This is a genomic window from Rhizobium sp. Leaf341 (assembly GCF_001424325.1).
Lineage (GTDB): Bacteria > Pseudomonadota > Alphaproteobacteria > Rhizobiales > Rhizobiaceae > Ferranicluibacter.
This window is the reverse complement of sequence record NZ_LMPE01000003.1, coordinates 1,073,435-1,097,258: the sequence shown is the minus strand read 5'-3', so window position 1 is coordinate 1,097,258 and position 23,824 is coordinate 1,073,435. Positions and strand designations below refer to the sequence as shown.

Genomic DNA, 23,824 nt, shown 5'->3' with positions numbered 1-23,824 from the left:
CATGACATCATCCATTGCACTCCCCAGTTTCGAAAGGCGCCCGGCCATGCCGTTCCCCGTCCGCATTGCCCGCATCGCTCTTCTCAGCCTCAGCATTGCAGCCAGTCTTGCGGCCTGCGCCAAACGTGACGATCTGTCGACGGGCGCCATCCCCGATGACTATCGCACGCGCCATCCGATCGTCGTCGGCGAAAACGAGCGGTCGATCGACATTCCCATCGCCTCCAGCGATCGTCGTCTGCCGGTTGGCACGCGCGAGGTCATCAAGGGCTTTGCCCAGACGTACCGTGGCTCGGCCAACGGCGTCGTCCAGATCATGCTGCCGAGCGGATCCGCAAACGGTGCGGCGGTCGAGGCCGTGCGCCGCGACATCCGCGCGCTCCTCGTCCAGATGGGCGTTCCGGCAAACCGGCTTCTCGAGGCCCGCTACAACGCGGCAGCCAGCGGGGACGCAGCACCTGTGCGCCTGAGCTTCACGGCGATCACCGCCTCCACCGAACCGTGCGGCGCCTGGCCCGAGGATCTCGTCAAGGATACGACGCAGAACCGCAACTGGAGCAATTTCGGCTGTGCCAGCCAGGCGAACCTTGCCGCCCAGATCGCCAATCCGACGGACCTTCTCGGACCCCAGGCGCAATCGCCCATCGATGCGGCCCGGCGCGGTCAGATCATTAACGATTATCGGGGTCTGACAACGACAACGAATACCACGATTTCCATCACGACCAACTGACGCAGCGAACGCGTCGCGGGGCACCACATGAGCGCCATTGATTATACGATCGAAAGCCTGAGCGGCAGCGCGGCGGCACCGGCCGACGTCGTTCTGCCGCAGGACATCGAGCATCTTCGTCCGCTGCCCCGCATTTCGATCCATGCCTTCTGCGAAACAGAGGCCGTGCAGCGCAGCCTCGAGCGGTGCGGGCAGGACCGGCGCATGGCCAAGGTCGGCTTCCGCATCAACAGCGGCAACATGGCGGCTGCGGCCAACATGTTCGCCACCATGCCGACGCCGAACCTGATCATTCTGGAAACCGCTTCTGAGCCCGGCGCTCTGATGCAGGAACTCGCGCCCCTCGCACAGGTCTGCGATCCCAGCACCAAGGTCATCCTGATCGGCCGCTTCAATGATATCGGCCTCTACCGGGAGCTGATCCGCAACGGCATCTCCGAATATCTGGTGGCGCCCGTCGCCATGGCGGATCTAATGGGCGCGATCTCCTCGATCTTCGTCGATCCCGAAGCGGAGCCTCTGGGCCGCAGCATCGCCTTCATCGGGGCAAAGGGCGGCGTCGGCTCCTCGACGCTCGCGCACAACTGCGCCTGGGGCATATCCCACCTCTTCGCAACCGAGACCGTCCTTGCCGATCTCGACCTGCCCTACGGCACCGCCAATATCAATTTCGATCAGGATCCGCCGCAGGGGGTGGCCGAGGCCGTCTTTTCGCCAGAACGCCTCGACGAGGTCTTCCTCGACCGGCTCCTCACGAAATGCTCGGAGCATCTCTCGCTGCTCGCCGCGCCGTCTATGCTCGATCGCGCCTATGATTTCGACGGAAACGCCTTCCAGGCTCTGGCCGAAATTCTGCAGCGAAACGCGCCGGTGTCGGTCCTCGACGTGCCCCATACCTGGAACGCCTGGACGCGCAACGTCGTTGGCGAGGCCGACGAACTCGTCATCACGGCCGTTCCCGATCTCGCCAATCTGCGCAACGCGAAGAACCTGTTCGATTCCATTCGCAAGCTGCGTCCGAACGACAAGGCGCCCCATCTGGTGCTCAACCAGGTCGGCATGCCGAAGCGGCCGGAAATTCCCGTCGCCGATTTCTGCGAATCCCTCGAAGTCGAGGCGGCGGCGATCATTCCCTTCGACGCCGTGCTTTTCGGTTCGGCGGCCAACAGCGGACGCATGATCGCGGAAACCGACAAGAAGGCACCGACAGCGGAGATCTTCTCGCAGCTGGCGCATCTGCTGACGGGTCGGGTCACGGCCAAGAAACCGCGAAAGGCAGGCCTCGGCATGGTGCTCGGCCTTCTCGGGCGCAACTGAGCCGGGGGACAGCGACGATGAGACGGAACCAGGTGGACAGCCATGTTTGGTAAACGCGGAAACGACAGCGCCGGCCGGACACAGACCCCGCCGCCGGCCATGGCGTCGGCAGCCGCTGCCGTCATCGAGCGACCGGCAGCCCCGGTTTTGCAGGAGAGCGCCCGTGAGGCGGCCGCCCTCGTTCGCCAGCCGCCGCCGCCGGCACCCCGCAAGCGTACACCGCGCACGGACGATTACTATGACACCAAGGCGCAGGTCTTCTCTGCGCTGATCGACACGATCGACCTGTCGCAGCTGGCCAAGCTGGACGGGGAGAGCGCGCGCGAAGAGATTCGTGACATCGTCAACGACATCATCACGATCAAGAATTTCGCGATGTCGATTTCCGAGCAGGAGGAACTGCTCGAGGACATCTGCAACGACGTTCTCGGCTACGGGCCACTCGAGCCGCTGCTCGCCCGCGACGATATCGCCGACATCATGGTCAACGGTGCCGGGCAGACCTTCATTGAAGTCAACGGCAAGACCATCGAGAGCGACGTCCGTTTCCGCGACAATGCCCAACTGCTGTCGATCTGCCAGCGCATCGTCTCCCAGGTCGGCCGCCGCGTTGATGAAAGCTCGCCGATCTGCGACGCTCGCCTTCCGGACGGCTCGCGTGTCAACGTCATCGCCCCGCCGCTCGCCATCGACGGCGCAGCGCTCACCATTCGAAAGTTCAAGAAGGACAAACTGAAGCTCGACCAGCTCGTCCGATTCGGCGCGATCACGCCGGAGGGTGCCGTTCTTCTGCAGATCATCGGACGTGTGCGATGCAACGTCGTCATTTCCGGCGGAACGGGCTCCGGCAAGACGACGCTCCTCAATTGCCTCACCGGCTACATCGATGCGGACGAGCGCGTCATCACCTGCGAAGATACCGCCGAACTTCAGCTGCAGCAGCCGCATGTGGTGCGCCTGGAAACGCGACCGCCCAATATCGAGGGCGAGGGCGAAATCACCATGCGGGACCTTATCAAGAACTGTCTCCGCATGCGGCCTGAACGCATCATCGTTGGCGAAGTCCGCGGAGCCGAGGTGTTCGACCTGCTCCAGGCCATGAACACCGGCCATGACGGCTCCATGGGGACGATCCACGCGAACACGCCGCGCGAATGCCTCGCCCGCATGGAATCGATGATCGCCATGGGGGGCTATACCTTGCCCGCCCGGACCGTGCGCGAGATCATTGCCGGCTCGATTGACGTCATCATCCAGGCGGCGCGCCTGCGCGATGGTTCACGTCGGATCACCCACATCACCGAAGTGGTCGGGATGGAAGGCGACGTCATCATCACGCAGGATCTCATGCGCTACGAGATCGAGGGCGAGGACGCCGTCGGCAAGATCGTCGGCCGCCACAAGGGTTCGGGCATCGGCCGTCCGCATTTCTGGGATCGTGCCCGCTACTTCAACGAGGACAAGCGGCTCGCCGCCACGCTCGACACTTTGAACAAGGAGTAGCGGGATGTTCGGTCTGGACCCGCTGATCATTGCTATCGCGGCTCTCGTGGCCGTATCCACCGCAGGCCTTGCCTACGGGTTCCTGTTCTCGCGCATCCAGGATGAAAAGAAGGCGGACGTCCGCTTTCGCAAGATCAAGGCGGCGGAAACGGACCGGGTCAACATCAAGGCCGCCCGCGATCGCATGAACGAGCTGTCCAAGCGTCGAAAGTCGGTGCAGGACTCGCTGAAGGATCTCCAGAAGAAGCAGAAGGAAAAATCAGCGCGCGCCAAGCCGCCGATCAAGGTGCGGCTGACCCAGGCGGGGCTGTCCATCTCGCTGGCAAAGTTTTACGTTTTCAGCGGCATCTTCGGCTTTGCCGCATTCCTGACCGCGCTTGTCGTCGGCGGGTCCTTGCTGATCGCCGCCGGTGTCGCGATCTTTGCGTCGCTCGGCCTGCCGCGCTGGATCCTCGGCTATCTCGTGAAGCGGCGCTGCAACAAGTTCATCGAGGAGTTTCCGAATTCGCTCGAGGTCATGGTGCGGTCGATCAAGTCCGGCCTGCCGCTCAGCGACGCCATCCGCCTGATCTCCAACGATGGACAGGAGCCGGTCAAGACGGAGTTCCGCCGTGTCATCGATGCGCAGGGTGTCGGCATGACCGTTCCTGAAGCCTGCGCGCGCATGATCCAGACGGTGCCGCTGCAGGAGGTCAACTTCTTTTCGGTGGTCATCACCATTCAATCGCAGGCGGGGGGCAATCTGTCGGAAGCGCTGACCAACCTTGCCAGAGTGCTGCGCGAACGCCGCAAGATGAAGGCGAAGGTCCAGGCGCTTTCGATGGAAGCCAAGGCTTCTGCCTGGATCATCGGCGCGCTCCCCTTCATTGTTGCGACGCTCGTTTACCTCAGTTCGCCCGCCTACATCATGGTGCTGTTCACCGACCCGCGCGGGCATCTGATCATGGGCATTTCCGCCATCTGGATGGGCATCGGCATCTTCGTCATGCGGCAGATGATCAACTTCGATATGTAGGGAATTCGCGTCATGTTGGGCCTCCTCACACCGGCGACCATCGTCGCGGTCCTTGTCTCCATCGCCGTCATGGCGACGATCTACACGCTCGCCGCGCCCTTCCTCGAAGGCGATGATCTCCAGAAGCGGATGAAATCCGTCGCCTCGGAGCGGGAGCAGATCCGTGCCCGCGAGCGTGCGCGGCTGAACAACGAGATCACCACCGGACGCGCCTCCCTTCGAGCCAAGAACAACACGTCGGTCCTGCAGGTCGTCGAACGTCTGAATCTTCGCAAGGCGCTGGTGGACGACAAGACCGTCAATCGGCTGAAAATGGCCGGCTACAGGTCGCAGAACGCGCTCAACATCTTCCTGTTCGCCCGCTTCGTCCTGCCTTTCGTTCTTCTCGGCGTTGCGGCGGTCTATGTCTTCGGTCTCGGCGCCTTTGCTGACAGGCCGCAGGCCATGCGTCTCCTCGGCGTTATCGTCGCCGCCTATATCGGCTTCTACCTGCCCAACATCTTCATCGGCAATGCGGTCGGCAAGCGGCAGTCCTCCATCCGCCGCGCCTGGCCGGATGCGCTCGATCTGCTGCTGATCTGCGTGGAGTCCGGTATTTCCATGGAACTCGGCATGCGCCGCGTGGCAGACGAGATTGCCGGGCAGTCGCCGGCGCTTGCCGAAGAGATGGTGCTGACCACGGCCGAACTCTCCTTCCTGCCCGATCGCCGGGTTGCGCTCGAAAACCTTGGTCTTCGAACCGGCATCGATGACGTGAAGGCGGTGACGCAGGCCCTGATCCAGGCGGACCGCTATGGCACGCCGATCGCGCAGGCGCTCCGCGTTCTCGCCCAGGAAAGCCGCGACCAGCGCATGAACCAGGCCGAAAAGAAGGCCGCAGCCTTGCCGCCGAAGCTGACGGTGCCGATGATCCTGTTCTTCCTGCCGGTTCTGATTGCCGTTATCCTCGGCCCGGCCGGCATTCAGGTTGCCGATCGTATGTGAACTCGAACGAAAGGCGCCGCATCCGATAAAGGATGCAGGCGCCGTTTGCTGAGAAAACGAAAGATCAGTTCGTTCCGGTTTCGGTCGCCTTTGCCGGCTTCCCGTCCTTGGCAAGCTTCTGCCATGCGTTCTGCTGCGACAGAATCGACCGGAGATAGGCGACGTTCGCCTCGGCCTGCAGGGAGGAGAGTTCCTGGCGGGCGATGGCTTCCGCTTCCGGGAAGCGGCCTTGCAGGCCGATGGCCAGTGCCAGGTTCTGGCGAACGCCGCTGTCGGCACCCGGCTGTTCCGCCGCCTTGCGCAGATAGGTTTCCGCCGTCTTCAGGTCTTTCGACAAGAGATAGGACATGCCGAGATTGGAAAGCACGGACGGTTCGTTCGGCTGGATGTCCAGGGCCTCACGGTAACGCTGCCGCGCTTCCGGCGAGCGTCCGAGCTGGTCGAGGATCGCCCCTTCGGCCGATTTCAGCTTCCAGTCCGGACGATCGGGCGTCTGCGCGCGGCCGACGGTGAGCAGCGCCTGTTCAAGCTGGCCGGCTGCGGCCTGCGACTTGCCATAGGCGGCCAGCACCTCGCGATCGGCCGGATACTGGATCGCCACCTGCTGCATGACGGCGAGCGCCTGGTCGTTGCGGCCGGTCTGGCGCAGCACGTTGGCATAGTTGAGACCGGTCGTCCGGTCCTTCGGGTTCTTCTCATAGGCCTTGCCGAGGCTCTGAGCCGCGGCATCGAGCTGCCCTGCATTCATGGAAGCGCTGTTCACCGACGCCAGGCCATTCGAGGCTCTGTTGGATATCGACCCCGTGGTCAATTCCTTGCGCGGAGCCGCGCAGCCCGATAGCAGGCCTGCAATCAGGACGGCGGAGAGGGACAGGTGGACGGTCGCGCGGCAGGCGTGCCGCGAACGAGGCTGGTCAAGTGATGCCGCCATGGCAAAGCTCCCGGAAAAATGGGGAAAGCACCGGCACACATCAACTTTCACGGCGCAATCGTATCCTCATCAATAATCTGTTAACCCTAATAGAGTGTTAATTTCCGCTTCGGTCTTGCGCGCAGTCCCAGCCCGTCCGGCGGGTCGGACGAGGCCGGGCGCGGCTGCCGTCAATGGATTTCAGGAGAACCCATGCCTCCCTTTTGCCTCGAACATCGCCCGTCGCCTTTCACGTCCGGTGAGGGCGCCGCTCCGAACGCAGCCCTTCCGGTGTATGCGCTGACGCCGGACGACCTCGAGAGTGCCGCGCTCGATCCGTTCGTCCGCAACTGGGCGCGTCAGGCAGGCTTCAAAGCCGAAAGCGGGGCGCTGCTCCTCATTCCGGCACATCCGGACGGGCAGGGCGGGGCGGATGGCCTCGGCGGTGCCCTCTTCGGTCTCGGCAGCACACCGTTCGATGCGCCCTTCGCTACGGGCAAGCTCGCCCGCACATTGCCACCCGGAGATTGGCGTATTGTCTCCGATAGCCTGTCGGCCGAACAGGCTGCCCTCGGCTTTGCGCTCGGCGCCTATAGCTTTGACCGCTACAAGGTGGGGAAGGCCGAGCGGCCGCAGCTTAAGCTGCCGGAGAGCGTCGATCGGCCGGCCCTGGACCGCACAGTGGCCGGCATCTCGCTGGTCCGCGATCTCATCAACACGCCGACCAACGATCTCGGACCGGACGCCCTGGAAGAAGCGTTCCAGGCGCTCGGCAGGCATTACGGCGCGACCGTCACAACCATCCTTGGCGATGACCTGCTGGTGAAGAACTTCCCCCTGATCCACGCGGTCGGCCGCGCCGCCCACCAGGCGCCGCGCCTTCTGGACCTGCGCTGGGGCTCCGGAGCAAAAAAGATCACGCTCGTGGGCAAAGGAGTCTGCTTTGATACCGGCGGACTGGACATCAAGCCTGCCGCTTCCATGCTTCTAATGAAGAAGGACATGGGCGGGGCTGCAAACGTCATGGGCCTGGCGCTGATGATCATGGATGCCGGGCTCGACGTCTCGTTGCGCGTCCTGGTCCCCGCGGTCGAGAATTCCATAGCCGGCAATGCTTTCCGCCCGAGCGATATCTATCGGTCGCGCAAGGGCCTGACGGTGCAGATCGACAATACGGACGCCGAGGGTCGGCTCGTCCTGGCGGATGCGCTCGCTTACGCCGGCGAGAGCGAGACCGACCTTCTCATCGACATGGCGACGCTGACGGGGGCTGCCCGGGTCGCGCTCGGCCCCGACCTGCCGCCCTTCTTTACCGACGACGAGACGCTCGCCACAGATCTGTCGCAGGCAAGCCTTGCCACTCACGACCCCTTGTGGCGGCTGCCGCTCTACAAGGGGTACGAGAAGGACGTGACGTCCCGCATCGCCGACCTCACGAATGCGCCGTCCGGCGGCATGGCCGGGGCAATCACCGCGGCCCTGTTTCTCAAGCGCTTCGTGGCCGAAACGCGCGGCTGGGTCCATCTCGATGTCTATGGCTGGAACCCGAGCGAGCGTCCGCACGCGCGTGTCGGCGGCGAGGCACAAGGCATCCGGGCTCTCTATGCCCTGATCGCACGCGATCTCTCGTAAGCCTTGAACACAACGAGAAAGGCGCCGAACTGCTTCGACGCCTTGAATGCTTCCAGAACGAACCGTCTATTCGTTGATCAGGCGCTTCAGGAGTTCGATCTCATGGCTGAGCTTCGTGTCGCCGGAGATCAGGTCCTCGATCTTGCGCACGGCATGCAGCACCGTCGTGTGATCGCGTCCACCGAACCGGCGGCCGATTTCGGGAAACGAGCGAGGCGTCAGGGTCTTTGCCAGATACATGGCGATCTGGCGCGGCTTGACGATGACGCGCGTGCGACGATTGGACACGAGCTCCTGGCGGGAGACGTTGTAATGCTTGGCGACAACGCGCTGGATATCCTCGATCCGCACGCGGCGTGGCTCGCCGGCATTGACGAGATGTCCGAGAAGCTCGTCGACGCGCTCGATCGAGAGCTGGGGTTCGAATGACATGCGGAACAGGAGCTGGTTGAAGGCCCCCTCCAGTTCGCGGCCGCTGGCGGTGATGCTGCGGGCGACGTGGCTCAAGATATCGGCGGGAATGTCGAGGGAGGGATCCTCCTCGCGCGCCACATCCAGCCGACGCTTCAGAATCTCCAGCCGCATCTCGTAGTCGGGCCCGTCCATCTCGATGGCCACGCCACCCTGAAGGCGCGAACGAACGCGCGGGTCGAGCGATTCCAGCTCCCAAGGCGCCCGGTCAGCCGCCACGACGACCTGTTTGGCGCTGTCGAGCAACATGTTCAGGAGATGGCAAAACTCGTGCTGGATCGACTTTCCCTGCAGGAACTGCATGTCGTCGATGACGAGCAGGTCGATATTGCGCAAGGTCTCCTTCAGCGACAGCGCATCATTGTCGCGGATGGCGGTGGCGAAGCGCCACATGAAATACTCGGCCGTGAGATAGACAACGCGCGAGGCGCGCGGGCTCTGGATCGCGGCAATGGCGATCGCCTGGAGGAGGTGCGTCTTGCCGAGGCCGACGGAGGAGTGAATGAAGAGCGGATTGAACCGCACTGCTCCGGCGCCCGCTTCCGCGATCGTCTTGGCGGCAGCCAGTGCGACGCGGTTGGATGAGCCTTCGACGAAGCTTGCAAAGCTGTAGCGCGGGTCGAGCGGAGAGCCAAAAAGCGGCGTGGCGACGGGAAGCTTCGCCGCAGCCGGCAGGGCAGCCGTTGCCTGCTGTCCGATGCTCTGGACACCGGTCTTGCGCGCCGACGTGGCGGTTGGCGCAGCAGGAACGGTCTCGCCGGCGACCATGTCGGCTTCATTCGGAGCACGGGCGCCACGCATCGCGCTGCGCACCACGATCTCGACCTTCAGGATCTCGGAATCTTCCTGCTGGAACAGGGTCGTGATCTGGTCGAGATACCGGTTGTTGATCCAGGACTTCAGGAACGTGGTAGGCACGGAAAGACGCACGACGCTCTTCGACATCGAGTGCAGCTTGAGCCGGCCAAACCAGCTTGCAAAGACGTCAGGTCCGACCTGCGCCTTGAGGAGAGCGCTGACCCGGTCGAAAAGTGCGCTCTGGGTCATGATGGCCTGCTCTCCTGTCGTCTGTTCGTTCTGCGCGCTCTTGATCGGCCGAGCATGTTCGCCAGCAGCGAATGTGCGCCCCGAGGTCACCGAATTTAAAAGCATGTGCCGCCTTCCAATGTCTGTCCCGATACCGGCTTTGATGGCCGGCAGTCTCGTGTCGGATGTGCCGCCTTGCGGCGGCATTACCATGGCTGTTCAAACGGACGGGGCCCTCGTGTGCCCGCGCGTTTCCGATCCCTCGGCAAACCCCTCAGACCGTGGCCGAAACCGGCCTCTGCCATCCGGGTCCCCGCTTGCCGTGGGACCGATCGAGCCTGCTGGAGTGACGTTCGTGCCACCCAGGCCTTGCTCCTCTTTCCTGATGCAATCGTCCTCGAACCGAAACGGTTCAAGACATCTTGCAGCAGATCTTTCCTCCGGCGCATCCGCCGGGCTTGCTCTCCCACAACGGGTCTCGCAGTCGATCGACGGCCTTTCATTGCCGGCGACGTTCAATAGAGCCTTCAACCTTAAGACGCGGTTTCTCGCTCCTTGACGACGAAAGCCATCAAGGTGTGACGTTCCTTCAGTTGATGGAAAATTGTGATGTCCACCTTGGTCCAGGAAATATGGAGGCTGCGCAGCCCTTTTCAGGGCCCGTTGCCGACATCGAAAACTCGCTGTCCCACATCTCTTGCTGAAAGCATTTAGGCAGGATCATGACCCAAGATCAATCGCCATTTTTACGGCCGGCAGGGCCTTGGCCGTTGACTCTCAACCGGCGTTTTGCAACTGCCCCGGGCCGCCATTTGAGAATCGCAGTCGAATCAAAGGCTTTGTTTTTGGGCGTTTCAAAGGTGCCCGGAAAAGCAAGAAAAATAAAAAATCGCTTGACTCGGATTCACTTCAACGGCCCCTCCTCGTGGAAGGGCAACGTGTCATAAACTTCAGCAAGCCGTTGTTAATATGGAGATTATTTGGTCACATCCATGACATGATCTCGTCATGGGCAATGATCGACCGGAAAAGCCGGCGTACGAATCGAAAGGGCCCGGTCAATGACCGGGCCACTCTCTTATAAGGCGGAAATGATAAGGCTTATGCCGACAATGCGTTGACGCGGCTGGCCAGGCGCGAAACCTTGCGCGATGCCGTGTTGGCATGCACGACGCCCTTGCTGGCAGCGCGCATCAGCTCGGGCTGTGCCACGCGCAGGGCTTCCTGTGCAACGGCCTGATCGCCGGACGCGATGGCTTCTTCGACCTTGCGGAGGAAGTTGCGAACGCGCGAACGGCGCGACTTGTTGATCTCGGTGCGACGAGCGATCTTGCGGGTCGCTTTTTTCGCCGAAGTTGTATTGGCCATGGGTTTCTCTCTTCAGATTCTGACAAGCACCTCCGCCTCGCCGTGTCGGGTCACTGCGACCTGTCATCCAAGCTCTTCGGAGGCAATAGCGAGAAACCTGCAACGTGGCTTCCCAAACTGTGGGCGCCGTATAGACGCAAACGCCCATTTCGTCAACGCGCTATTTCAGGCGCCGTCTATAGTGCATGGGCGGGGTTGCCGCCATTCCGGGCCTACACCTGGCACGAAGCGCAGTAAAATGTCGAGCGCCCCGCCTGGGGGATCCGGGCGATGATGCCACCACAGCCAGGCCGCGCGCAGGGTTTGCCCTCCCGGTCGTAGACGGCGAAGCTATGCTGGAAATAGCCGAGCGATCCGTCCGCCTGGATATGATCGCGGAGAGACGAGCCTCCGGCCGCGATCGCGTCGGCGATGACGGCGCGAATTGCTTCCGTCAGCACGATCAGCGGTGCCCGCGGGCGCCCGCGCGCATCGACCAGCTTTCCCGACGGCTTGACCGGCGAGAGCCGCGCCCGCCACAGTGCCTCGCAGACGTAGATGTTGCCCAGTCCGGCGATGATCCTCTGGTCGAGCAGGGTCGACTTCAGCGGTTGCGCCTTGCCGGCAAGCCGGCTGGCGAGATAGGCAGCATCGAGCCGGTTGCCGGTCGGCTCCTCCCCGAGCTGCCGGAAGAAGGCGTGCGCCGCCAATGTTTCGCGCGGCCCGATGTCCATAAAGCCGAACCGGCGCGGATCGTTGTAGATGACCTGCACGGTTCCGCGGTCCGATAGAAGATGGAAAACGACATGATCGTGCCGCTCGTCCTTGCCGCGGGGATGATGAAAGTCGCCCGGCGTGGCGGCATCGGCAGAGGCCGCCTCGATCACCCGGAACGAGCCGGACATTCCCAGATGCGCAATGACGACATCGTCGTTGTCGAGCTCGATCAGCAGATATTTCGCCCGGCGGGACAGAGTGAGTATCCGGCGATTTTCGAGGCGGCGGGCGAAATCCATCGGAAAGGGAAACCGCAGGTCGGGACGCCGCACCTCGGCACGGGTGATCAGTGCACCCTCCATAACGGGCGCAAGGCCCCGGCGGACCGTTTCGACCTCGGGCAGTTCGGGCATAGGCAGTCCTTTTTGCGGCGCATTTCGGGCCGACAGCCGCGTCGCGGCGCTTCCTTTCCCAGGAGATAGCGTTGCCGGTGCGAAATCGCTATGGTCCGACGCGTCGAATGGTCCGTATTCCGGATCTGGTCGGATGGACGTAAACGTCCTATGTGCCGTTGATTGTCCGAGACTGTGGGTCGGATGAACATGTCGCTGGACGGTCAGGATGGCCGGATCAGACGTATGACGGCTCACGTCTGCGGGCACAGGACGAATGGGGTTCCGATCCGGACTTCGGGCGATCAGGCTGGAAACGAACGGTCTGGAAATGGAAAGGTGTAGAGTATGACGGACGAACGGGTTTCCGCCGAAGGCGGCATGGAAACGTCTTATGGTTTTCGCCGCGTCAACGAGGGCGAGAAGCAGGGTCTTGTCAACGACGTCTTCCATAAGGTCGCCAAGCGCTACGACATCATGAACGACGTGATGTCGATGGGCCTTCATCGGGCCTGGAAGGATGCGATGGTCGCCGCGCTCCACCCCCGCCGCAGCCCCGACTACAGGGTCCTCGACGTTGCCGGCGGCACGGGCGACATTGCATTTCGCATCGTCGAGGCCTCCGCCCGGCAGGCGCAGGCGACGGTGCTCGACATCAATGGCTCGATGCTCGGCGTCGGTGCCGAGCGCGCCCGGAAGAAAGGTCTGACCGACAATCTCGAATTCGTCGAGGCCAATGCGGAAAGCCTGCCGTTCGAAGACGGTCGCTTCGACGCCTATACGATCGCCTTCGGCATCCGCAACGTGCCGCGCATCGATGTCGCGCTGTCGGAGGCCTATCGCGTGCTGAAGCGCGGCGGACGTCTGCTGGTGCTCGAATTCTCCGATGTCGAGATGCCGCTTCTCGACAAGGTCTATGACGCCTGGTCGTTCAACGCCATTCCGCGCTTCGGCAAGATGATCACCGGCGAGGCCGAGCCCTACCAGTATCTCGTCGAGTCCATCCGGAAGTTCCCGGACCAGAAGGATTTCGCCCGCATGATCGAGAAGGCCGGCTTTTCGCGCGTCACCTACACCAATTACACCGGCGGCATCGCGGCACTGCATTCCGGATGGAAGATCTGAGCGCATGATCAGCCTCCTGTTCCCGCCGTGTCTCCAGGGGAGCCTTCGGTACCGATGAGCACGCCTGCCACCTATCTCCGCATCGCCAGGATTGGCTGGGTTCTCGTCCGCGAAGGCGTCGTCACGGCGATACCGCCGGAGAACCTGCCGCCCTTTGCCCGCTTTGCCCAGAAGGTTGCGGGCCTTCTCGAGCGACGCCGTGCCCAGTTCGAGGAGCGAAGCGACCGCCTTTCGCGGGCGATCGGCCGGCTCGGCCCTTCCTATGTGAAGATCGGTCAGTTTCTTGCCACCCGTCCGGACGTGGTCGGTGCCGAATTTGCCGCCGATCTCGCCTTCCTGCAGGACCGGATGGCGACCTTCCCGGTTACCGAAGCCTATGCCGCCGTGGAAGGTTCGCTCGGCCGTCCGGTTGCGGATCTCTACAGCCGCATCGACGATCCCATCGCGGCCGCCTCCATCGCCCAGGTCCATCCGGGCTGGGTGATGCGGGACGGGCGGGAGGAGAAGGTCGCGATCAAGGTGATCCGGCCGGGCATCCGCCAGCGCTTCGCCCACGATCTCGAGGCCATGTATCTTGTTGCCCGCCTGCAGGAGCGATTTCTGCCGCACACGCGGCGTTTGCGCCCGGTAGAGGTAACGAAGACGCTGGAGCAGACGACCAAGGTCGAGATGGATCTCCGGCTCGAAGCCGCAGCTCTATCGGAAATTGCCGAGAACACGGAGAATGACGAAGGTTTCCGTGTCCCGCGCGTCGATTGGGAACGCACGGGTCGCGATGTCGTCACCATGGAATGGATCGACGGCACCCGCATGGCCGATGTGGAGGCGCTGCGCGCTGCCGGTCACGACCTCAACCGGCTGGCGGAAACGCTGATCCAGTCCTTCCTGCGGCACACCCTGCGGGATGGCTTCTTCCATGCCGACATGCACCAGGGCAACCTGCTGGTCGACCGGAAGGGCATGATCGTTGCCGTCGATTTCGGCATCGTCGGGCGCCTTGGCAAGAAGGAACGGCGGTTTCTTGCCGAAATCCTGTTCGGCTTCATCACCCGCGACTATCGCCGTGTGGCCGATGTGCATTTCGAAGCCGGCTACGTACCCTCCCATCACGACGTCGCAAGCTTTGCCCAGGCCATTCGCGCCATCGGCGAGCCGATCCACGGCCAGCCGGCCGAGACGATTTCCATGGCGAAGCTGCTTACCCTGCTGTTCGAGGTCACCGAGCTTTTCGACATGGAAACGCGTCCCGAGCTGGTCATGCTGCAAAAGACGATGGTGGTGGTCGAGGGCGTTTCCCGCTCCCTCAATCCGCGCTTCAACATGTGGAAGGCCTCCGAACCTGTGGTCGGCGCCTGGATTCGCGACAATCTCGGGCCCAAGCGGGTGGTTACCGACCTCAAGGACGGTCTGCACGCAGCGCTGAGGCTGGCGGAGGCTGCCCCGGAAATCGTCGCAAAGACGGAACGCTTCTCGCGTGATCTGACCGAAATGGCCGAACACGGGCTGAAATTTGACGCAGAGACGGCCGAGGCCATCGGTCGCGCCGAAGCCCGCCACACACGCTCTGGCCGCGTCGCTCTCTGGGTAATTGCACTTCTGCTCGCCATCATCGTCATCAAGGTGCTTTGACGAACGCTCCGCCTCCGTGTTTGCCCTCGTGCGGCGAGACGTCCGCACGTAGAAACCGCGCACATGACAGAGATGTAATCTGGTGCGACTTCAATTTACCGCAGTCCGGACGTAATTGGGGGTTGAAGAAACCCTTTCGAAGGACCGGCCTGAATGGCGGATGCCTATCCCAAGATCGTCGAGCCCCAGCCTGAGTCCCAGACTGGACCTCAGACTGGGCTGCAGCCTGAGCACGCGTCTGAGTCTCAGCCTGAGCTTCGATCCCCGCTCGACCATCCGCCTCAGGCGGCACCTTTGCAAAAGGCAAAGCCCCCGCGCCGCAGGGGGCGTGCGATGCTGCTTGCGAGCCTCGTTGCGGTCCTTGGCTTCGGCAGCTGGTACGGATGGAAGACCTATGGTGCGGCAGGCACCACCCAAGCCGTGGTCAGCGAAGAGGTCACCCGCAGCGATATCGAAAACAGCGTCACCGCCTCCGGGCTTCTTAGCCCCATCCGCGACGTGGATGTCGGCGCCCAGGTATCGGGTCAGTTGAAGAGCCTTAAGGTCGATGTCGGCGACATGGTCACGCAGGGGCAGTTGATCGCGGAAATCGACAGCGCCTCCATCCAGACACAGATCGAGATTGCGGAGGCCGAGCTTGCCAATCTCGATGCGCAGATGATCGACAAGAAGGCACAGGTCGTGCTCGCCGGCGCCAATCTTACCCGACAGCGTAGCCTTGTCGCTGGAAACAGTGCGGCGCAGTCAGCGCTCGACGAAGCGGTGGCGGCACGTGCCACCGCCGAAGCCAACGTGGCCGCGCTGGATGCGCAGATCCGCAAGCAGCAGGCGACACTGAAGGACGCCCGGATCAGTCTCGGCTACACCAAGATCTACGCGCCGCTCGCCGGCACCATCGTCGATGTCGTCGCCAAGGAAGGCCAGACGCTGAACGCCAACCAGTCGGCCCCCACCATCGTGACGGTGGCGGATCTCGACACGATGACCGTCGAGGCCGAGGTCTCCGAAGCCGATATCGGCAAGCTCTCGATCGGCATGGAAGCCTATTTCACGCTGCTCGGCCAGCCCGGCAAGCACTATGCCGGCACGCTGCGGCAGATCAAGCCGACGCCGTCGACCGAAAACAACGTCGTGCTCTATTATGCGCTTTTCGATGTGCCCAATCCTGACCGCCGCTTGATGATGAACATGACGGCGCAGGTCTTCTTCGTCCAGTCGCGCGCAACCGATGTTCTGACCATTCCCGCGGCAGCGCTCCGCATGCGGGACGGCGGCAAGCGCGCCGAGGTCGCGGTCGTCACCGGCGATGGCCGGCAGGAGGTGCGTACCGTTCAGCCCGGCATCCGCAATCGTGTCCGGGTCGAGATTGTGAGCGGCCTGTCGGAAGGCGAAAAGGTCGTCGTCGGCTCCGGCACGGAGGGCCGTGCCACCAATGCCCAGCGCGCGGCAACCCGGACACGCGGCGGACCGCCGCCGATGTTCTGAGGCGCCGACGCATGACGCCTCTGATTTCGCTCAAGAACATCCGCAAGACCTTCATGACCGGCGACGTACCGGTGGACGCCTTGCGCGGCGTCTCGCTCGACATCCAGCCGGGCGAGTTTGTCGCGATCGTCGGCCAGTCCGGGTCGGGCAAGTCGACCCTGATGAACATTCTCGGCTGTCTCGACCAGCCGACCGGCGGTGCCTACCATCTGGATGGCGAGGACGTTGCGGGTTTCGATGCCGACCAGCTGGCCGAGCGCCGCCGCCAGATGTTCGGCTTTGTGTTCCAGAGCTACAACCTGGTCGCCACCTCCACCGCCCGCGAGAATGTTGAGATTCCCGCCATCTATGCCGGCGTGTCGGCAAAGCGCCGGGAAGCGCGCTCCCGCGAGCTGCTCGAGGCGCTCCGGCTTGGCGATCGCATGGATCACCTGCCGAACCAGCTTTCGGGTGGCCAGCAGCAGCGCGTCTCGATTGCCCGCGCCCTCATGAATGGCGGCCAGATCATCCTGGCGGACGAGCCGACCGGCGCCCTCGACAGCCAGAGCGGCAAGGATGTCATGGCGACTCTGCGGCGCATGAACGAAGACGGTCATACCGTCATTATCATCACCCACGCGCCGGATCTTGCGGAATCGGCCGATCGCGTCATCGAGATCCGCGACGGGCTCATCGTGGCCGATCGGCTGCCGCGGCGTATCAGCCGGCCAGTTCGTCCGGCACCACGCGTCTTTGCGACGCAGGCCGGCAAGGCCGCCCTGTTTTCGGATGTGGCGGAAGCCGTGCGCATGTCGTTCCGGGCGCTGCGGGCCAATTTCTTCCGCACGGTGCTGACGCTTCTCGGTATCGTCATCGGCGTGAGCTCCGTCGTCGCCATGCTCGCGATCGGCACCGGCGCGCAGAACCAGGTGCTGAGCCGCATCGCCGCCATGGGGTCGGATCTTCTCGTCATCCGGCCGAACATGGCCAATTTCCGCGGCGGCGAGGGCGGGAGCGTTGTTTCGCTCGTGCCCGCCGATGCGGATGCAATCCTGGAATTGCCCAACATCTCCTTTGCCGTGCCGGAGATGTCGAGTTCGCTGACGGTGCGCGCCGGCAATCTGGATACCCAGACAACGGTCAACGGCACGGTGCCGCAGTTTCCCGAGGCGAAGACCTGGTCGCTGGCCGAGGGCGCCTTCATCGCACCGGCCGACATGCGCAGCTATGCGACTGTCGCCGTTCTGGGCAAGACTGTTGCCGATACGCTGTTTCCGGATGGCGCCGACCCGCTCGGCCAATATATCCTCATCAAGAACATTCCCTTCCAGGTCATCGGGGTCATGGCGCCAAAGGGGGCGACCGCCGGTGGAAACGATCAGGACGATACGGTCCTCGTGCCGCTGTCGACGGGCAATCTCCGTCTCTTCGGTGCGCGCAACGTCCGTTCCATCACGGTGCAGGTGAAGGATGACAGCGCCATCAACATCACGCAGGACCAGATCCAGGCCTTGCTCGACGAGCGCCACCAGCGTCAGGATACCCAGATCGCCAATCTCGCTGCCATCCGTGAGGCCTTCACCGAGACCTCCAACATCCTCAAGGTCTTTCTCGGCTCCATCGCCGCGATCTCGCTTCTGGTCGGCGGCATCGGGGTCATGAACATCATGCTGGTCAGCGTCACCGAACGGACGCGGGAGATCGGCATTCGCATGGCGACCGGCGCGCGAGGCCGCGACATCCTTACGCAGTTCATCGTCGAGGCGCTCGTGGTCTCGGCACTCGGCGGCATTATCGGCGTTGGTCTCGGCCTGTCGATCGGTCTGATCGCCCAGTCATTTGGCGTGCCCGTCACCTTCTCCGCCGGGCCGGTTCTGCTGGCCTTTGCCAGCGCCTTCGTTACCGGTCTTGTTTTTGGCTACCTCCCGGCGCATAACGCGTCGCGCCTTCAGCCGGCTGTTGCCCTGTCGGCGCCCTGAGGCGAGAATTTCTAAAAAAGTTTGGCGCGCGATGGAACTGAACCGCATCCTGAAACCTTCTCCCTGTCTGACCTCTTTTTGTTGATCTCCGGAACACCTTTATGCCTGATCGGTCGCGCCGAGCCTTTCTCCGCGAAAGTACTGCCGACGCCCATGCGGCGCTCGACGACATGATCGGCGCTTTCGACAGCCTGTCGTCCTACAAGACCTATCTGCGAGGAATGAGCGCTTTCCGCATTCCCGTGGAAACGATGCTAGCCGGGCGCGCATGGCCTGACGATCTCGATCTCTGGTCGCAGCAGACCTTCGGCGCGCTGATCCGCACCGATCTTTCCGACCTCGAAATCTCTGCCGATGCGACCGTACCCGTGCCGCCGATGGGTGCCGCGCGGGAGGACATGCTCGGCATGCTCTATGTTCTCGAGGGCTCTGCACTCGGAGCCCGGCTTCTCTATCGCCGCGCCCAGGCGCTCGGATTGCGGGCCGATTTCGGCGCCCGGCATCTGGCGGCCCAGGCAGAAAAGAGCGACCGGTGGCCGCGCTTCCTGCATCTCCTCGAATCCATCGACGCTATCGAGATCGATCGTGTCGCAAGCGCGTCCAGAGCCACATTCATGGTCGCGGAAACAGCGTTCCGAAGGGCTTCCCATGCCGCTGAATGACCCTGCGAACGTCAAGACCGCATCCGCGACAAGCCGCATGATGAAGCCGGGCGAGACCATCGATCTCACAAACTGCGATCGCGAGCCGATCCATATTCCGGGCAGCATCCAGCCGCATGGTTGCCTGCTTGCCTGCGATGCTCGCGCCGGCATGGTGCTGCGCCATTCCGCCAACGCGCCGGAGTTTCTGGGACTGGATGGCGAGATCAATGGCCAACCGCTGGAAGCCCTCATCGGATATGAGGCGACGCACACGCTGCGCAACGCCGTGGCGGCGCTGCGCGACGGCAGCCGCCCGGCGCTGCTTTCGGGCCTTGAGATCGCAAATGTCAGCTACGACGTTGCCATTCATCTCAACAAGGCGATCGTCATCATCGAGTTCGAGCCGGCCACCGAGGGGCAGCCGCTGCAATTGGCGCGCACGCTGATCGGCCGCATCACCGATATCAACGACGTCGACCAGCTTTTGAAACAGTCGGCACGCCTCATCCGCGGCATGCTCGGCTACGACCGCGTGATGATCTATGCCTTCGAGCAAGACGGTGCCGGCAAGGTCATGGCGGAAGCCAAGCGCGGCGATCTCGAGAGTTTTCTCGGGCAATATTTTCCGGCAAGCGACATTCCGCAGCAGGCGCGCGCGCTTTACCTTCAGAACACCATCCGCATCATCGGCGATGCCAGCGGCACCCGCATCCCCCTGATGCCCGATATCGACGTCTCGGGGGAGCCGCTCGACATGTCGCTCGCCCATCTGCGCAGTGTTTCCCCGATCCACTGCGAATATCTGCGCAACATGGGCGTTGCCGCGTCCATGTCGATCTCGATCATCGTCGATGGCAAGCTCTGGGGGCTCATCGCGTGCCATCACTACCAGCCGCGGATCCTGCCCATGGCGCAGCGGGTGGCCGCGGAAATGTTCGGCGAGTTCTTTTCGCTGCATCTCCATGCGCTGAAACAGCGGCAAAAGCTCGACACCGCCAACCGTGCCCGGTCCTCTCTCGATCGCTTCCTGCGCATGGCGTCGCACCACGCCGACATGGGCGAACTCCTGCGCGATCATCTCCCGCACTTCACCTCGCTGATGGCCTGCGACGGCATCGGGCTTTGGATGAACGGGACCTGGACCTCCTTCGGGTCGACGCCGCCTGCAAGTGCCGTGCCATCGGTCCTCAGGCTCATGGGGTCTGTGGTCGCGGGACAGGTCTGGGCGACGCATGCCATGGCGCAGCGCCTTCCGGAAGCGGAAGCCTTCCGCGAACAGGCAGCAGGCGTGCTGGCCGTGCCGCTGACCCAGTTGCATCGCGACTATCTCTTCTTCTTCCGCAAGGAGTTCGTCCAGACGCTGAACTGGGGTGGCGATCCCAACAAGTCGTATGAAAGCGGCCCTTTCGGCGAGCGCCTGACGCCACGCAAGAGCTTTGCGATCTGGAAGGAAACGGTGCAGCTCCAGGCCCAGCCCTGGACCGAGGCCGACCGCGAGATCGCCGAGGTCACCCGTGCAGCGCTCGTCGAAATCGGCCTTCGGCATAGCGAGCTGATGGCCGAGGAGCGCAGCCGCGCCGATGTGCGCCAGCGCATGCTGAACGAGGAACTCAACCACCGGGTCAAGAACATCCTGGCGCTGATCAAGTCTCTCGTCAGCCAGCCGGTCGGCGACGGACGCAGTCTGAGCGAATATGTGAGCTCTCTCAAGGGGCGCATCCAGGCGCTGTCCTTTGCCCATGATCAGGTCGTGCGGGGCGATGGCGGTGGCATGCTGTCGGATCTGCTCGATGCCGAACTTGGCCCCTATCGCAACACGGCCAATGTCCTGAACCTGTCCGGTCCGCCGGTCCTGCTCAATGCCCGAGCCTTCTCGGTCATGGCGCTGGTTCTGCACGAACTCTCGACCAATGCCGCCAAATACGGCGCCTTGTCGCGACCCGGCGGCGCCCTGTCGGTCAGCTGGCGCCTGACGCAGGCCGGCGATTGCGAAATCGCCTGGCGCGAAAGCGGTGGCCCGGCCGTGCTGCCGCCCACGCGCACCGGCTTTGGCAGCGCACTGATCGACCGCAGCGTCCCCTATGACCTTGACGGGCGCAGCACCGTCGTCTTCGCGCCGGTTGGTGTCGAGGCGGATTTCGTGCTGCCGGCCAAGCACGTCACCCTGTCGGAACGTAACGAGACCTTGAGCCTCGCGGCCGGAGCGGACACAACAACCGCAGGGGCCGATCTCGATCCCGACATCCGCGTGCTCCTGGTGGAAGACCAGATGCTGATCGCCATGGATGTCGAGGGCATGCTGGCCGATCAGGGAATCCAGACGGTCCTGACCGCAGCGTCCGCGGACGAGGCTCTGGCCAAGCTCGCGACGTTCAAGCCGGATGTGGCGATCCTCGACGTCAATCTGGGCACCGGCACCTCGATCGAAGTGGCGACGGAACTGACGCGCCGGGATATCCCCTTCCTGTTTGCTACCGGCTACGGCAACATCTCGCCTATTCCGAGCGGCTTTGCCGGCGTGCCGGTTGTGCGCAAGCCCTATGAGCGCGACGCGCTGGTGCGAACGATGAGCACGCTGCTCGACCCCTGAGATCAGGGCTCCGGCACGCGCGATCAGCCGAGAGCGGCGGCCCGAAATCGATTTCGATTTCGGGCATCATGCAGTAGGGTCGCGCATCGATCATGCCGTCTCGGTGGTTTCATGCCTTCATCCACGTCCCCGGCCGTCAGCCTCTCGGGCAAGCGCATTCTTCTCATCATCTCCGGTGGCATCGCCGCCTATAAGAGCCTCGATCTGATCCGCCGCCTCCGCGAGCGGGGCGCGAGCGTCCGTCCCGTCATGACGGCCGGTGCGCAGGCTTTCGTGACGCCGCTCGCCGTCGGCGCTCTGTCGGCCGACAAGGTTTTCACCGAGCTTTTCTCGCGCGAGGATGAGCAGGATGTCGGGCACATCAGGCTGGCGCGGGAGTGCGATCTGGTGCTCGTTGCGCCGGCGACCGCCAACATCATGGCGAAGATGGCGCAGGGGATGACCGACGATCTTGCCTCCACCATTCTGCTGGCGACCGATCGGCCGGTCCTCTTGGCGCCCGCCATGAACCCCAAGATGTGGTCGCATCCGGCGACCCGGCGCAATCGCGATACCTTGGCCGGCGACGGGATCGCCTTCGTCGGCCCCGGTCTCGGCGAGATGGCGGAAAGCGGCGAGCGGGGCGAGGGCCGCATGGCCGAACCGCTGCAGATCGTGGCCGCCGTGGAGTCCTGCCTCGAAGGCTCGCAGCCACTCGCGGCGCCGACCACCCTCCCGCTTTCCGGACGCCATGCCATCGTTACCTCGGGACCGACCCACGAACCGATCGATCCGGTGCGCTACATCGCCAACCGCTCTTCGGGGCGGCAAGGCCACGCCATCGCGGCGGCGCTCGCCCGCCTTGGAGCCAACGTCACGCTCGTCTCGGGTCCGGTCACGATCGCTGACCCTGCCGGCGTCACCGTGGTTCCTGTCCAGACGGCGGTCGAGATGCGGGATGCGGTGCTGGCCGCCTTGCCGGCCGATGCCGCCGTCATGGTTGCCGCCGTTGCCGACTGGCGGGTCGCAGACGTTTCCGGAGGCAAGATCAAGAAAGCGCCCGGCGAAGCGCCGCCGCCGCTGCAGCTGACGGAAAATCCGGACATTCTCAAAACGGTCGGGCACCATGCGGAGCGGCCGCGCATCGTCGTCGGCTTTGCGGCGGAAACCGACGATCCGGTCGCGAACGGGCGTCTCAAGTTGGCGCGCAAGGGGGCGGATATCATCGTCGCCAACGACGTCTCCGCCGGCAGCGGCGTCGCCGGGGGCGTCATGGGGGGCACACGCAACCGTGTCACCATCATCGGCCGCGACGGGGAGGAAACCTGGCCCGAACTCGACAAGGAGGCCGTGGCCGACAGGCTGGCGGCCCTCATCGCCTCACGGCTGGCGTAGGGCCCGCTTCGCTTCGATCTCCTGATCGAGCTGGAAGATGCGCATGTCGAACCCGTTCTCGCCGATGACGACGGCCGTGCCGTCTGGGATTTCCACCCAGGCATCGTCGTCGTCGTTGAGCGGTTCGGACACGAGGCAATAGCCGCCTTGCGGACCCATCGGCGCGGCATAGAGTGTCGGGGCGAACCGATCTGACGCATAGCGCACGGCGTAGAGATCGACGCCATCGGAAAAGGCGGCGGTGAATCGCACGAGAACCTCGTGCTTCATATGCGTTGCCAGCCGTTCGACGAAAGACAGTGTTTCGGCCATGGCGCCCAACGGATCCCGCTCCAAACCGAACTGCAGGGCCATCAGAAACAGGAGTTCGCTGTCGGTGGTGCCGGTGCGCGCCGTGTAGAGCGCATCGTCCAGCATTGCCTCCATCGGCCGACGCAGATGCTCGAAACCGCCGATCTGCCCGTTGTGCATGAACGACCAGCGACCATTGACGAACGGATGGCAGTTGTCGCGGCGGGTGCCGCCGCCGGTCGCCGCCCGGACGTGCGCAAGAAACAGCGGTGAGCGGATCTGGCGGGCGATGCTCTTCAGGTTGCAGTCGGACCAGGCCGGCAGGATGTCGCGGTATCGGCCGGGCTCAGGATGGTCGCCATACCAGGCAATGCCGAAGCCGTCGCCGTTCGTGGAGGTCTTTGCCCGCGTTGCACAATGGGACTGCTCGATCAGGGAGTGCGCCGGCGAGGACACGAGATCCTCCAGATAGAGCGGCTCTCCGCGATAGGCTGCCCATCGGCACATGTGCTGAAACTCCGTGGCTGTCCGGGGAACGCGAATCGCTTGGCGGGACGGCGTTAACCATATGTCTGCGGTATCTTCAGGCGAAAGATGGTAAAAATGCGTTAACGATCTCCTGTGCCCTTTAAGTGACAGCCGCTTCTGGAACGAACGTTCTATCATTCTCGTCGTCGAGGC

At 63.5% G+C, this 23,824-nt stretch carries 18 protein-coding genes; 13 read left to right on the top strand and 5 right to left on the bottom strand.

The features are described 5' to 3' along the window. The first annotated feature begins 1 nt into the window (after nucleotide 1). The 5 genes from ASG03_RS06730 to ASG03_RS06710 are packed head-to-tail and all read left to right on the top strand — an operon-like array spanning nucleotide 2 to nucleotide 5,552. Nucleotides 2-733, top strand: a complete 732-nt coding sequence (locus tag ASG03_RS06730) for a CpaD family pilus assembly protein (protein WP_082475565.1) — start codon at nucleotides 2-4, stop codon at nucleotides 731-733. A gap of 27 nt (nucleotides 734-760) precedes the next feature. Further along, on the top strand, nucleotides 761-2,050 hold the full coding sequence (locus tag ASG03_RS06725; RefSeq protein WP_062692965.1) for an AAA family ATPase: 1,290 nt from the start codon (nucleotides 761-763) through the stop codon (nucleotides 2,048-2,050). Nucleotides 2,051-2,092: 42 nt separating this feature from the next. Beyond that, nucleotides 2,093-3,553 (top strand): CpaF family protein, encoded by a 1,461-nt coding sequence (locus tag ASG03_RS06720; RefSeq protein WP_062471556.1) that lies wholly within the window; start codon nucleotides 2,093-2,095, stop codon nucleotides 3,551-3,553. Between the two features lie 4 nt (nucleotides 3,554-3,557). Next, nucleotides 3,558-4,568 carry a type II secretion system F family protein gene (locus tag ASG03_RS06715; protein WP_062692964.1) on the top strand — a complete coding sequence of 337 codons (1,011 nt, stop codon included), beginning with the start codon at nucleotides 3,558-3,560 and terminating at the stop codon, nucleotides 4,566-4,568. A 12-nt stretch (nucleotides 4,569-4,580) separates the two neighbouring features. After that, a complete protein-coding gene (locus ASG03_RS06710; RefSeq protein ID WP_062692963.1) occupies nucleotides 4,581-5,552 on the top strand; it encodes a type II secretion system F family protein in 972 nt (323 codons plus the stop codon). 64 nt (nucleotides 5,553-5,616) lie between these two features. On the opposite strand, the gene ASG03_RS06705 is transcribed toward ASG03_RS06710, so the two are convergent. Continuing rightward, nucleotides 5,617-6,483 (bottom strand): tetratricopeptide repeat protein, encoded by an 867-nt coding sequence (locus tag ASG03_RS06705; RefSeq protein ID WP_062692962.1) that lies wholly within the window; start codon nucleotides 6,481-6,483, stop codon nucleotides 5,617-5,619. A gap of 192 nt (nucleotides 6,484-6,675) precedes the next feature. Between ASG03_RS06705 and ASG03_RS06700 the strand changes: the two genes are divergently transcribed. After that, nucleotides 6,676-8,094, top strand: a complete 1,419-nt coding sequence (locus tag ASG03_RS06700; protein WP_062692961.1) for a leucyl aminopeptidase family protein — start codon at nucleotides 6,676-6,678, stop codon at nucleotides 8,092-8,094. 66 nt (nucleotides 8,095-8,160) lie between these two features. On the opposite strand, the gene dnaA is transcribed toward ASG03_RS06700, so the two are convergent. The 3 genes from dnaA to mutM all read right to left on the bottom strand — a co-directional run bounded on the left by dnaA (nucleotide 8,161) and on the right by mutM (nucleotide 12,068). Continuing rightward, entirely contained in the window at nucleotides 8,161-9,717 is a 1,557-nt protein-coding gene (gene dnaA, locus ASG03_RS06695; protein ID WP_156379624.1) for a chromosomal replication initiator protein DnaA, read from the bottom strand. A 975-nt stretch (nucleotides 9,718-10,692) separates the two neighbouring features. After that, nucleotides 10,693-10,959, bottom strand: a complete 267-nt coding sequence (rpsT, locus tag ASG03_RS06690) for a 30S ribosomal protein S20 (RefSeq protein ID WP_062471541.1) — start codon at nucleotides 10,957-10,959, stop codon at nucleotides 10,693-10,695. A 212-nt stretch (nucleotides 10,960-11,171) separates the two neighbouring features. Continuing rightward, nucleotides 11,172-12,068 carry a bifunctional DNA-formamidopyrimidine glycosylase/DNA-(apurinic or apyrimidinic site) lyase gene (mutM, locus tag ASG03_RS06685; RefSeq protein ID WP_062692960.1) on the bottom strand — a complete coding sequence of 299 codons (897 nt, stop codon included), beginning with the start codon at nucleotides 12,066-12,068 and terminating at the stop codon, nucleotides 11,172-11,174. A gap of 327 nt (nucleotides 12,069-12,395) precedes the next feature. Here mutM and ubiE point away from each other — a divergent pair, with 327 nt between their 5' ends. The 7 genes from ubiE to coaBC all read left to right on the top strand — a co-directional run bounded on the left by ubiE (nucleotide 12,396) and on the right by coaBC (nucleotide 22,852). Beyond that, a complete protein-coding gene (gene ubiE, locus ASG03_RS06680) occupies nucleotides 12,396-13,172 on the top strand; it encodes a bifunctional demethylmenaquinone methyltransferase/2-methoxy-6-polyprenyl-1,4-benzoquinol methylase UbiE (RefSeq protein ID WP_062692959.1) in 777 nt (258 codons plus the stop codon). A gap of 54 nt (nucleotides 13,173-13,226) precedes the next feature. Continuing rightward, complete coding sequence (gene ubiB, locus ASG03_RS06675) at nucleotides 13,227-14,801, top strand: 2-polyprenylphenol 6-hydroxylase (protein WP_062692958.1); 1,575 nt, start codon at nucleotides 13,227-13,229, stop codon at nucleotides 14,799-14,801. 294 nt (nucleotides 14,802-15,095) lie between these two features. Then, the gene (locus ASG03_RS06670; protein WP_244475173.1) at nucleotides 15,096-16,286 is read left to right on the top strand and encodes an efflux RND transporter periplasmic adaptor subunit; all 1,191 of its coding nucleotides are present in this window, start codon (nucleotides 15,096-15,098) and stop codon (nucleotides 16,284-16,286) included. 11 nt (nucleotides 16,287-16,297) lie between these two features. Beyond that, the gene (locus tag ASG03_RS06665; protein ID WP_062471529.1) at nucleotides 16,298-18,244 is read left to right on the top strand and encodes a MacB family efflux pump subunit; all 1,947 of its coding nucleotides are present in this window, start codon (nucleotides 16,298-16,300) and stop codon (nucleotides 18,242-18,244) included. Nucleotides 18,245-18,345: 101 nt separating this feature from the next. Next, nucleotides 18,346-18,906, top strand: coding sequence for a biliverdin-producing heme oxygenase (locus ASG03_RS06660; RefSeq protein WP_062471526.1), 561 nt, complete (start codon nucleotides 18,346-18,348; stop codon nucleotides 18,904-18,906). Between the two features lie 40 nt (nucleotides 18,907-18,946). Continuing rightward, nucleotides 18,947-21,478 carry an HWE histidine kinase domain-containing protein gene (locus ASG03_RS06655; protein ID WP_062693082.1) on the top strand — a complete coding sequence of 844 codons (2,532 nt, stop codon included), beginning with the start codon at nucleotides 18,947-18,949 and terminating at the stop codon, nucleotides 21,476-21,478. Nucleotides 21,479-21,589: 111 nt separating this feature from the next. Further along, a complete protein-coding gene (gene coaBC, locus ASG03_RS06650; protein ID WP_062692957.1) occupies nucleotides 21,590-22,852 on the top strand; it encodes a bifunctional phosphopantothenoylcysteine decarboxylase/phosphopantothenate--cysteine ligase CoaBC in 1,263 nt (420 codons plus the stop codon). Here the strand turns inward: coaBC and ASG03_RS06645 are convergent. Then, nucleotides 22,838-23,650, bottom strand: a complete 813-nt coding sequence (locus ASG03_RS06645) for a class II glutamine amidotransferase (protein ID WP_062471521.1) — start codon at nucleotides 23,648-23,650, stop codon at nucleotides 22,838-22,840. The two genes, coaBC and ASG03_RS06645, sit on opposite strands and share 15 nt — an antisense overlap. Nucleotides 23,651-23,824 lie beyond the last annotated feature (174 nt).